This is a genomic window from Nostoc sp. NMS7, from assembly GCF_017115085.1.
Lineage (GTDB): Bacteria > Cyanobacteriota > Cyanobacteriia > Cyanobacteriales > Nostocaceae > Nostoc.
Genome location: NZ_JABXKJ010000184.1, coordinates 19,675 through 32,474 on the forward strand (window position 1 = coordinate 19,675; position 12,800 = coordinate 32,474).

7 protein-coding genes are annotated in these 12,800 nt (G+C 44.9%); 6 read left to right on the forward strand and 1 reads right to left on the reverse strand.

What is annotated here, in order from left to right; genetic code table 11:
• Positions 1-159 precede the first annotated feature (159 nt).
• Positions 160-4,857, reverse strand: a complete 4,698-nt coding sequence (gene gltB, locus HWQ38_RS20210; protein ID WP_292796937.1) for a glutamate synthase large subunit — start codon at positions 4,855-4,857, stop codon at positions 160-162.
• 786 nt (positions 4,858-5,643) lie between these two features.
• Here gltB and HWQ38_RS20215 point away from each other — a divergent pair.
• From HWQ38_RS20215 to fusA, 6 genes are all read left to right on the forward strand, one after another.
• Complete coding sequence (locus tag HWQ38_RS20215) at positions 5,644-7,674, forward strand: phosphodiester glycosidase family protein (protein ID WP_292796940.1); 2,031 nt, start codon at positions 5,644-5,646, stop codon at positions 7,672-7,674.
• Positions 7,675-8,035: 361 nt separating this feature from the next.
• Positions 8,036-8,455 (forward strand): cupin domain-containing protein, encoded by a 420-nt coding sequence (locus HWQ38_RS20220; protein WP_292796943.1) that lies wholly within the window; start codon positions 8,036-8,038, stop codon positions 8,453-8,455.
• Positions 8,456-8,709: 254 nt separating this feature from the next.
• A complete protein-coding gene (locus HWQ38_RS20225) occupies positions 8,710-9,036 on the forward strand; it encodes an iron-sulfur cluster assembly accessory protein (RefSeq protein ID WP_292796981.1) in 327 nt (108 codons plus the stop codon).
• A 126-nt stretch (positions 9,037-9,162) separates the two neighbouring features.
• Complete coding sequence (rpsL, locus tag HWQ38_RS20230) at positions 9,163-9,546, forward strand: 30S ribosomal protein S12 (RefSeq protein WP_292796945.1); 384 nt, start codon at positions 9,163-9,165, stop codon at positions 9,544-9,546.
• Positions 9,547-10,110: 564 nt separating this feature from the next.
• On the forward strand, positions 10,111-10,581 hold the full coding sequence (gene rpsG / locus HWQ38_RS20235; protein ID WP_229545708.1) for a 30S ribosomal protein S7: 471 nt from the start codon (positions 10,111-10,113) through the stop codon (positions 10,579-10,581).
• 135 nt (positions 10,582-10,716) lie between these two features.
• Positions 10,717-12,795 carry an elongation factor G gene (fusA, locus tag HWQ38_RS20240; RefSeq protein ID WP_292796949.1) on the forward strand — a complete coding sequence of 693 codons (2,079 nt, stop codon included), beginning with the start codon at positions 10,717-10,719 and terminating at the stop codon, positions 12,793-12,795.
• Positions 12,796-12,800: the final 5 nt, after the last annotated feature.

A 12,800-nucleotide genomic window follows, 5' to 3' on the forward strand; every position in this document is an offset into this window, starting at 1 on the left:
GTTAAAACGCATTATTTCTAAATCAGTTAGTTAAGATGCCCCCTTTTAGAGATTTTTAACAAATAAATTATCCAATCTTGTGGGGTGGACGTCCGCCCGTAGCCAAAGGCGGGCGCCCACCCCACAAGAAGTAGTTGAGTATTTTTTATTTGTCAGTCCCTAATGACTAGTCACTAAACTAAACTCAGTTGTTTTTTTAGGATCAGCTTCTGGACTATCAGCTTCAGAAGGCGGAACTAACTGCCAGAATTTCGGCAAGAATTCTTGCCAGTTTTGCAGAATTTTCTTCGCCTTTGGTGAACCAGTGCGTTCTGCATGAGTTTGGATTAACTCTTGCAACTGCTTTGCACCTACTTCTGTAATCACTCGCTGCATTTTGACAATTTCTGGGTTGACTAACTCACCAAATAAGTCATCTTCATCCAAGAAGTATGCTAGTCCACCAGTCATTCCGGCTGCTACGTTACGGCCTACTTTGCCGAGGACGACAATTACACCACCAGTCATATATTCGCAACAGTGATCCCCAGCACCTTCAATCACTGCTATGCCTTTGGAGTTTCTCACAGCAAAGCGTTCTCCTGCTAGTCCGTTGGCAAATAACACGCCACCAGTCGCACCATAGAGGCACGTATTGCCAACTATCACGTTTTGTGATGCGTTATAAGTAGCATCAGTTGGAGGTTTGATAATGATTTCACCACCATGCATCCCTTTACCTACGTAGTCGTTTGCCTCTCCTTCCAGGGTCAAAATGATACCAGGAAGGTTGAACGCACCAAAGCTTTGCCCAACACTGCCTGTAAAGTTGAGATTAATTTGTCCTTCAAAGCCGCTATCACCATATTGAGAAGCGATCGCCCCTGCTAATCTTGTACCTACTGTTCTGTCAGTATTGACAACAGAATAAGTCTTGGTGACACTAGATTGGTTGCGAATCGCAGCTTGAATATCGGGATCGGCAAGCAATTTGTCATCCAAAACCACGCCGTTGCTGTGGACTTCTTCATGCACCAACCAGCTACGATTTTCTCTGGTATCTGGTAGCTGAAGTAAACAGTCCAGGTTTAATGATTGCGTTTTGGTAAGTTTTACCTCTGGGCGCAGTTTCAACAAATCTGCACGTCCAATGATTTCTGATAAAGAACGGTAGCCAAGTCGGGCTAATAAACTCCGCACTTCTTCGGCGATAAAGTAGAAGAAGTTGACAACTTGTTCCGGCATTCCTGTAAACCGCTTGCGGAGTTCTTCTTTCTGAGTAGCAACACCTACAGGGCAGGTGTTCATGTGGCAAACTCGCGCCATAATACAGCCTTCAGCAATCATGGCGATGGAACCGAAACCGAATTCTTCACCGCCCATCAATGCACCTATTACCACATCCCAGCCACTCTTCAGACCGCCATCTACGCGTAAAACCACGCGATCGCGCAGGCTATTTTCCATCAAGACGCGATGCACTTCACTTAAACCCAATTCCCAGGGGGAACCAGCGTGTTTAATCGAACTTAGTGGCGATGCACCTGTACCACCATCATGACCAGAAATCTGGATGATATCAGCGTTTGCCTTCGCTACACCAGCCGCGATCGTCCCAATGCCAACTTCGGCAACGAGTTTCACCGATACCTTTGCTTTGGGGTTAATTTGGTGGAGATCAAAAATCAGTTGTGCTAGGTCTTCAATAGAATAAATATCGTGGTGCGGTGGTGGCGAAATCAGGGTGACACCTGGCTTTGAGCGCCTTAACATCGCAATGTATTCGCTCACCTTCGGTCCTGGTAGTTGTCCACCTTCCCCAGGCTTGGCACCTTGGGCAATTTTGATTTCAATTTGTTTGGCGTTGACTAGATACTCTGGCGTGACCCCAAAGCGTCCCGATGCAACTTGCTTGATGGCACTATAAGCTTGATCACCATTTCGCAATCCTTTTAAATGAGGTAGGGTTGGCGAGTGACCAGACTCGTCTACATCATCTAGAAGTACATAGCGCACTGGGTCTTCGCCACCTTCTCCAGAATTTGATTTACCGCCAATCCGGTTCATGGCGATCGCTAAAGTTTCATGGGCTTCTCTTGACAAAGCGCCTAAAGACATGCCACCGGTGCAAAAGCGTTTGACAATCTCAGATACAGATTCCACTTCTTCTAGAGGAATTGGGCCAGAATCGCCTTGGAAGTCTAGCAAATCCCGTAAAGCAGTTACTGGTCTACCTTGAAGGTGCTTTTTGTAAACTTCATAGTGGTCGTAGTTCTTACCATCTAGAGCCTTATGCAGCGCCTTGACCATTTCGGGGCTATTCATGTGGTACTCGCCGCCGGGACGGTATTGCACAAAGCCCAGGTTTTCTAACTTATTGGTCGTCAGTTCTGGGAAAGCCTTGCTGTGGAAGGAAAGTACTTCATCAGCGAGTTCAGTAACACTCAAACCCCCGATGCGGGAAGTCGTACCACGGAATCCTAGTTCGATTAAATCTCCACCGATGCCAATAGCTTCAAAGATTTGGGCTGCTTGATAGCTGGAGAGCAGAGAAATTCCCATCTTGGAGAGAATTTTTAGTAAACCTGACTCTACTGCTTTGCGATAGTTTCCTAAAGCTTCTTCTAAGGTGAGGGCTGGAATTTTTTTCACACCCATTAACTTTTGAGTTTTGGGATCAGACCACCAATCGCGCACCGTATCTAAAGCCATATACGGGCAAACTGCACCAGCACCGTAGCCAATCAGACAAGCAAAGTGATGAGTACTCCAGCATTGGGCAGTATTGACGATCAGGGATGTTTTCATTCGCAACCCTTCACGAATCAGGTGGTGATGCACAGCACCAACTGCTAACAGGGGAGGAATGTAGGTGTATTCTGTACTGATACTGTCATTGACCCCATGATCGCTTAATATTAAAATCTTTGCACCTGCGCGTACAGATTCAGCTGCTTGTGCTTGTAAAGACTCGACTGCGGCTTTCAATCCTTCTGGGCCAGTGGCGATCGCAAATAGGGTTGACAATTCGGCTGTGGCAAATCCTGACAGCTTAATTGCCTCCAACTCTACCTCTGTCAACAGTGGCGACTCAAGTTTTAATCTCCGCGCATATTCTGGTTTGGGTTCTAATAAGTTACCCCGTTCACCCAGTTCGACTTTCAGAGACATCACAAGCTTTTCCCGCAGGGGATCGATCGCTGGGTTTGTCACTTGAGCAAAGCGCTGTTTGAAATAGTCATAAAGCAGATGCGGCTTTTGTGACAGAACTGCTAAAGGAATATCATCCCCCATGCAGAAAGTCGGCTCTGAACCTGCGATCGCCATTGGATGAATCACCATTTCTACATCTTCTGTGGTGTAGCCAAAGGCAGTTTGCAGTTCAAGCAAGGTTTGTTTATCAATTTTCTCAGTTGTACTATGCCCGTTACCATTTTCAGCAGCCAGATGTCCATTTCCATTAACATCTGAGGGCTGACTACTGATAATTTGTTTGAGTTCTTGACGGTACTGTTGCAGCCATTCACCATAAGGGTGCTGCTTGGCAATGCGTTGCTTAATTTCCCAATTCTTTAGCACTTCATGATTTTCTAAATCCACGGCAATCATTTGCCCTGGTCCAAGTCTACCTTTCTCGACAATATTGGCTTCTGGAAAGTCTACTACACCAGCTTCCGAAGCTACGACAATGTAATCATCCTTGGTGATCAGGTAACGAGCTGGTCTTAAACCATTACGATCTAGTGTTGCACCAACTTTTTTGCCATCGCTGAATACTAAAAGTGCAGGACCGTCCCACGCTTCTTGCAAACCACTGTAATATTCGTAGAAATCAACAATTTCTGGGAAATCACGTAAAGAAGGCTGATTTTGATAAGCCTCTGGAACCATAATCATTAAAGCTTCCAAGGGGCTGCGTCCAGAACACACCAGCAATTCCAGTACGTTGTCTAGGGTAGCTGAGTCGCTGTTATCAATATGAACTAACGGCTTGAGTTCGTTGACGCGATCGCCCCACACAGGATGATTCAGGCTAGCTTCTCGTGCCATCATCCAGTTGATGTTACCCAATAAAGTATTGATTTCGCCGTTGTGGCCTAAAAACCGCATTGGTTGAGCTAGAGGCCACTTGGGCATCGTGTTGGTACTAAAGCGACGGTGATAGACAGCAAAGGCGCTTTTGTAAGCTGGATTTTTTAAATCGTGATAAAAGTTGCCCAAGACGGCAGAACGCACCATGCCTTTATAGACAATTGTACGATTTGACAAGGAGCAGATATAAAATTCTTCTGAGATTTTGGTTGCAACTTTACTCATTCGGCGGCGGGTAATGTACAACTGTCGTTCCAATTCATCACCGCTTTTGTCAACAGAAGCTAACAAAACTTGTTCAATCTGCGGTTGATTTTCTTTTGCTTGTACCCCCAGTAAATCAGGTTGCACTGGCACTACTCGCCAACCCAGTACAATCAATTTTTCTTCGGCAGCTATTTGCTCAACTATCATCCTCGCTTTTTGTGCTGCTTCCTGGTCTTGTGGTAGAAAGATCATCCCCACAGCTATCTTATTGGTGGATGGAAATTCCTTCCCCCTTTCGGCAAAGTCTTGTTGGAACAATTCCCAAGGGATAGCTGTCAATACTCCAGCACCATCACCAGAGTCTTGATCAGCGCTACAACCTCCTCGGTGTTCTAAGCAGGTTAAAGCAGCTAAGGCTTTTTCGACAATTTCGTGGCTGGTATGATTCTGGCGATGAGCAATAAAACCGACACCACAGGCATCTCGTTCCTCTACTAACCACTTTTGCCCCTGATAGGTATCTCTTGAGTTGATCTTGGCTGTGATATTCTGGTCTTGATTCATCGGTTTATTATTCATACCCTGTTCCTGAAGTATTGAGTTACCAATTTTGCCACTACTTATCGGAAAAAATTTCTACATTTAGCGATGGATAAATGTATAAGCACCGAAATTTAGGGAAAAAAATTTTAACTTTGGTTTTACTTTATTAGTTTACCCATGTTAAAATACTTACTTATTTCTTCAGTATTTATGCCGTGTTAGAAAAATTAAATCAGCCAAGACATTATTTTTGCCCTGACACTATCCTTTTTATATTGTGAAGCTAAGTATTTTCTCAATCCCCTTTTTCCAGATGCACGCTAGCTACTCATAGAGCCTATTTCGGCTCACCTGAAACCAAATTAAAACTGAACGCTCCACTATGTTTCAAAGCCAATATCATCCTGATCCGGCAATAAAATCAGCGTATTACAATATATACCCATTTGACAATTCCCAAATATTTTTGTTGTTGTCTAAAATTTTGCTGCTTATCAGTTGCCACCTGTCTTACTATTAACCAGACCTGACTGAAGTAGCAACAATCGGAACCGATTGAGTCAGGATTGAATATCTTAATCCAGTTTTGATAATCAAGACTACCGTATATAGTGTGCTGAGAATAAGTGCCAGTTCAAACACTTGGTTGCAGTGGAGTTAGCACCTAAATGGTTATTTATGTTTAAAAGACACAAGAATCCAATATATATAATATCATGTTTTTTCCAAAAGAAAGTCATGTTTTTTTGACATTTCCAAATAATTAGTTAGTTTATATTTTGGGCGATAGTTTTCAAAAGTACCTAATAAATTATGGTAAAAATGCCGAATTGTTGCCAATCCCTTATTGGGGTTGGCGAATTTTTCCGGGCTAGTGTGTCACCAATACTTTTGACAGCACTGTGCTTAACTACTACTTGTGCTACCAATGCCCAGGAGTCCCCGAAAACTACTAAATCAACCCCAAGGTTAACCTCACAGTTACTTGCACCTCCTTTAACAAGTGTGCCATCCTCTGGTAATCAAATTTCCCTCAATGGACGTACCTTACCAGGAACTTGGTTGCAGCGACCCAGAAAAGCTGGTCAGATTACAACTGATCTCAGTGACGGGGCATTCAGGCAATTAATTGGAGTAAATTTCTTAAACAGTAGTGATTCGGCGAGGCAACCAATACAGTGGTTTTCATCGCTGACAAAGCCAGTAGTTTTAACCACCAAGCTACTAGGAGCATATCGCTATCTGGATATTACTAATTTTGCTCAAACATCTGGATGGCAAATTCAAGCCAATGGCAACACCTTGGTAATTGTTACCCCAAAAGCACAAGTCACAAATATTATTCAGAGCCAGCAACCTTCAGATGCGAGTGTTACTCCTTTGCAACAGGCTCGGATTCTTGTCGATTTAGATCGTCCAACTCCCTGGCAAGTTACACAAGGGTCAACTGTTAAAAAAATTCCAACTCCATCTTCTGATCCAGACACACTAACCCCAAAATCCACTGTACCGCCAAATCGAGAGTGGACAATTACCTTGGATGGAATAGCCGATCCTGTTTTGATCGAACGCTATACCCCGCAGCTACCAGCAGCACCACCAACATTGCTGCCAAACCTGCTTAAACAATTATCACCAGCTACACCAACACAACCAATACCACCAGCACCGGCCTCTGAATCACTGATTCAACAAGTGGAGGTGGTGAAAAACCAAACGATTATTAGTCTGAGCGTTCCCTTTGGTCTATCGCCTCAAGTTAGTACAGTTGCTAACCCCAATCGCCTGATTATCGATATTCGACCAGATGCTTTAGAAGAGCGGGATATTACTTGGTCTCCAGGATTGCGCTGGCGACAGCATTATGTCAACTTAGGCACAGACCGCTTTCCGGTGGTCTGGTTAGAAGTTAATCCCCGTAAATTTGGGCTAACGTTGAAACCTATATGGGCTAGTCCTGATGGGGTTGCGGGTACTGCTCCTTTAATTCAAACAGCACAACGTTACTTAGCAGTAGCTGGGATTAACGGTGGTTATTTTAACCGCAATAACAGATTGCCATTGGGTGCGATTCGTCGGGATAGTCAGTGGTTATCAGGCCCGATTCTCAACCGGGGTGCGATCGCTTGGAATGATTCTGGCCAATTTTACTTTGGTCGTCTCACCTTGGGAGAAACTTTAATTACGGTAAATGACCAGCGTCTACCAATTCTATTTCTTAATAGTGGTTACATTCAGAGCGGGATTGCTCGTTACACTCCAGCTTGGGGAGCAACTTACACACCCCTGACAGATAACGAAATTATCCTAGTGGTACAAAGAGACCAAATTACTGAACAATTACCAGGCGGCAAAGTTGGTGGAACGGCAGTTCCCATTCCCCAGGATGGCTACCTATTAACCTTACGCGCCAACGCTGCTAGTGCTGCATCACAGTTACCTATTGGAAGTACAGTACACATTTCCAGCACCACTGCTCCCACTGATTTTAGTCGTTATCCCCACATAATCGGAGCAGGTCCGCTATTAGTCCAAAATCGTCAAATTGTCCTTGATGCCAAAGGCGAAAAATTCAGCAATGCCTTTATTGCCGAAAAGGCTATTCGTAGCGGTATTTGCACAACAGCAACAGGCACACTAATGATTACTGCCATACATAATCGTGTCGGTGGTTATGGTCCTACTTTGGCAGAACATGCCCAATTGATGCAACTGATGGGCTGTGTGGATGCCCTAAATTTAGACGGTGGTAGTTCTACCAGCCTTTACTTAGGAGGACAATTACTCAACCGATCGCCTAGTACAGCTGCTCGTGTTCATAACGGAATTGGTATTTTCCTAAAACCACGATAATCAGGGAATAGGGAAGTCTCTTAATCACCAATACTTCTCTACGAGAGGCTGCACTTCGGCAAGGCTCAGTGACCACGCCAACGGCTTCTCTACGAGACGCTGTTCGCGTTCGCTCAGTACAAGTGCCCAATGCCCAATCTCTCCTTTTTTAAAGTTTAGAACAAGCTGCCCTTGTGCTTGATGAAGAGTTAGTGTAGACCTCAGAGTTTTAGTAGTGATGGTTTACACCATAAGGTCTAATTTTGCTATGTTTATCAAGGTGCGACAAAATGGCTAATTTTTAATGTTGCAAGATAGCACCAGAATTTTTATCAATAGTTAAGAGTACCAACGGTTTGTTATGTCTCAAAATGAGGTAACTATGGCTCGATATCAAGAAACTACACAGACTGAAACTCTACACCTCGCTCCAGCCATCACTTCCAGAGGCGTTGCTGCAACAGAGTTGCGTCCTTGGGGTGCTTTTACAGTTTTGGAAGAAGGGCGCGGATATAAAATCAAGCGCATCGAAGTTAAGCCCGGACACCGCCTCAGTCTACAAATGCACCACCACCGCAGCGAACACTGGATTGTCGTCTCTGGTACAGCTAGGGTAACTTGTGGTGAGCTAGAAGTACTACTGAGCAATAATGAGTCAACTTATGTACCCCAATGTACATCTCATCGTTTAGAGAATCCTGGCGTGATTCCCTTGGTCTTGATTGAAGTCCAAAATGGCGAATACTTGGGAGAAGATGATATTATTCGCTACCAAGATGACTATGCCCGTACCAAGGATTAAAACTAAAATAACGCTATTAAAGCCTTTAGAGCTTTAATCTAAAAACTGAATATATTTTTGTGCAAATCCTCATTGGGAACCACTGCACACCAGAAGTCCCTACCTAGTTAAGGTGGGGACTCAAGTATGTTAGTGCTATAAATGTACTAATAGCGATCGCGCTGATGGGTTCGGTGATTTGGCACAGGGAGATCGCGATGGTCAACCCATCTGTAAAATGAAGATGGGGTACTCAATTGCAAAAAACGATTTCCATGATTCATCTGAGTCAAGCAGCCGTGAGTGAGATTGGGCGAATAAAGTCCAAGCAGCAAGCAAATGTCTTGTTTAGATTGGCAGTAAAACCAGGTGGTTGTTCTGGGTTATTTTATGATATGTCCTTCGATAAAGTAATAAAAGTTGGCGACCAGGTTTTCGACTTGGACGAGATTCAAGTCGTCATCGATGCCGCGAGCTTAAATTACCTCAACGGTACGAGGGTGGATTATTCAGAAGACTTAATGGGTGGTGGTTTTCGCTTCCACAACCCCCAGGCGATCGCTACCTGTGGCTGTGGCAATTCCTTCTCCTTGAGTGATTAGTCATTTGCCAAAAAAACAAATGGCCAATCACCAAGGAAAAATAACAATTGACATAAACCCGTAAAAAACGATATAATCAGAATTTGTTAAAACTTAGACCATAAGCAGCTTTATGCGCTGTAACTCATGCCAACAATACAGCAGCTAATACGTAATGAACGCGAACTATCGCGTCAGAAAACCAAGTCCCCGGCTCTGAAAGAATGTCCCCAACGTCGGGGCGTTTGTACCAGAGTCTACACGACCACACCGAAAAAGCCTAACTCAGCTCTACGCAAAGTAGCAAGAGTAAGACTTACCTCTGGATTTGAAGTCACCGCTTACATTCCAGGCATTGGTCACAACTTACAAGAACACTCAGTTGTGATGATTCGTGGTGGTCGGGTTAAGGATCTACCAGGCGTGAGATACCACATTATCCGTGGCACCCTAGATACAGCCGGAGTCAAAGACCGCAAGCAAGGTCGTTCCAAGTATGGAACCAAGCGTCCCAAAGAAGCGAAAAAATAGGATTAGGCGATTAATCGCATCCAACACGATTAATCGTCTACCTTAGAAGCGCCCAAGGACAAAAAACTATTTATCGCCTGTGTTCTAACGGTAGTCATCAAGGCTGCTAAAGTCTATTTCCAAAAATCGAACAAGCTACACCTTACACTAAGCGAGCAAGTGTATAGGATCTGAGGATAACGCTGTAACCGACAGCATAATTCTCATCTGGACATTCAGGTTTACAATCTTGTCGCCTTGAGTATTTAGTTGCAGGTAGCAAGTGAAGCAATTTTAGATTGACGATAGCGTAGCGTTAGCGAGTTATCAAGCATCTTTTGGATTGGTCGAACCCACAAGGGATAAGGCTTAGAGATTTTTGATTTTTTTCGCCCCGTCCGGGCGTGAACATATACCGAAAACTTTTAATCCAAAATCCCAAATCCAAAATTGGCAGTCAATAAGTCAGCCTCGCTGCAACCGTCGAAAAATTTCAGGAAGTCTGAGAGTTGGGTTCCACCGCTTTTAGTTTCCGGTGTCTGATAGCATATAATTTCGTTGCCAATTCCGAATTAAAGGTGAAGTATGTCTCGTCGTGGTGTTATTCAAAGGCGCCCAGTTCCGTCTGATTCCGTATATAACAGTCGCCTTGTGAGCATGATTATCAGGCGGATCATGCGTCACGGCAAGAAATCACTTGCCGCACGGATTGTTTATGAAGCATTGAAAACTATTGAGGAACGCACTGGTAACGCTGCCTTAGAAACCTTTGAAAGAGCAGTGCGAAATGCCACGCCTTTAGTAGAAGTAAAAGCTCGGCGAGTTGGTGGAGCAACCTACCAAGTACCAATGGAAGTGCGAACAGAACGCGGCACTACCCTAGCACTGCGTTGGTTAGTGCAATATTCCCGCTCTAGACCAGGCCGGACAATGGCAAGCAAACTGGCAAATGAATTAATGGATGCTGCCAACGAAACTGGAAATGCTATTCGCAAACGGGAAGAAACGCACCGGATGGCAGAAGCTAACAAAGCATTTGCACATTATCGTTACTAAGTAAAAAAGCGATATATCGCCCTGCCGAAGCGCTATATCGTAGATTTACAAAAAGGCGGTTTTCCCTAAAAGTATAGAATCTTAACAAAGAGTAATATACAAGATATCATGAGGCAAAAACTATAGGAGGTAGCTGTGGCACGTAAGATCCCGCTAGAGAAAGTACGCAACATTGGTATTGCGGCGCATATAGATGCGGGCAAAACAACAACAACAGAGAGAATATTGTTTTACTCTGGGATAATTCATAAAATTGGCGAAGTTCATGAAGGAACTGCCGTCACAGACTGGATGGAGCAGGAGCGGGAGCGGGGAATTACGATTACTGCTGCTGCGATCACTACCAGCTGGAAAGATCATCAAATTAACATTATCGATACTCCGGGTCACGTAGACTTCACAATTGAAGTTGAGCGTTCCATGCGCGTTTTGGATGGTGTAATCGCAGTATTTTGTTCTGTGGGCGGCGTGCAACCGCAGTCTGAGACAGTGTGGCGACAAGCAGACCGCTACAAAGTCCCTCGGATAGCCTTTATTAACAAGATGGATCGCACCGGCGCGAACTTTTATAAAGTTCACGAGCAGATGCGCGATCGCCTGCGGGCAAATGCGATCGCCATTCAATTACCCATTGGTAGTGAAACCGAATTCCAAGGCATTGTTGACTTGGTACGGCAGCGTGCGTATATTTACGCAAATGACCAAGGAACTGATATCCAGGAAACTGATATACCCGCAGAATTGCAAGCGCAGGCAGACGAATACCGCGTCAAGCTAGTGGAAGCAGTGGCAGAAACTGATGACACTTTGATGGCTAAGTACTTCGAGGGTGAAGAACTGACAAATGACGAAATCGCTCTGGGACTGCGTAAAGGCACAGTAGCTGGCACAATCGTACCAGTACTTTGTGGCTCGGCATTCAAAAACAAAGGCGTGCAATTAATGCTGGATGCCGTTGTCGATTACCTGCCAGCGCCAAGTGAAGTACCGCCAATTCAAGGCTTACTGCCGAATGGCGACACTGTTGAACGGCGGGCTGATGACAACGAACCCCTAGCGGCTCTGGCATTTAAGATTATGGCTGACCCTTACGGTCGCCTGACATTTGTCCGTGTTTATTCTGGTGTGTTGAAAAAGGGTAGCTATGTCCTCAACGCTAGTAAGAATAAAAAAGAACGGATTTCCCGCTTAGTTCTGATGAAGGCAGATGACCGACAAGATGTCGATGAACTGCGAGCGGGTGATTTGGGAGCAGCTCTGGGATTAAAAGACACCTTGACAGGTGACACGATCTGTGATGAAGGATCGCCAGTAATTCTGGAATCTCTATTCATTCCTGAGCCTGTAATCTCGGTAGCGGTTGAACCCAAAACCAAGAACGACATGGATAAACTATCCAAGGCTCTGCAATCTCTTTCGGAAGAAGATCCCACCTTCCGTGTCCGCGTCGATCCCGAAACAAACCAAACCGTGATCGCGGGGATGGGAGAGCTACACCTAGAAATTCTAGTAGACCGGATGTTACGAGAATTTAAGGTGGAAGCAAATGTTGGTGCGCCGCAAGTAGCTTACCGGGAAACGATTCGGAAAGCTGTGAACAAAGTTGAGGGCAAATTCATCCGCCAAAGTGGTGGTAAAGGTCAATACGGTCACGTTGTGATCAATTTGGAGCCTGGAGAACCCGGTAGTGGTTTTGAATTCGTCTCCAAAATTGTCGGTGGTACAGTACCTAAAGAGTACATCAACCCAGCCGAACAAGGAATGAAAGAAAGCTGCGAATCCGGTGTTGTAGCTGGATATCCGCTGATTGACGTCAAAGCGACGCTAATTGATGGCTCATATCACGATGTAGACTCTTCAGAAATGGCTTTCAAAATCGCTGGCTCAATGGCGATGAAAGAGGCTGTGCTGAAAGCTTCACCCGTGCTGTTAGAGCCGATGATGAAAGTTGAGGTTGAAGTTCCCGAAGACTATATCGGGAATGTGATTGGCGACCTGATTGCCCGACGAGGGCAGATTGAAAGCCAAAGCACTGACCAAGGACTCGCTAAGGTGACATCGAAAGTCCCACTGGCGACCATGTTTGGCTATGCTACTGATATCCGGTCGAAGACCCAAGGTCGGGGCATCTTCTCAATGGAGTTTAGCCGCTACGAAGAAGTACCTCGCAACGTGGCTGAGGCAATCATTGCTAAAGGCAAAGGGAACGCTTAATTAAA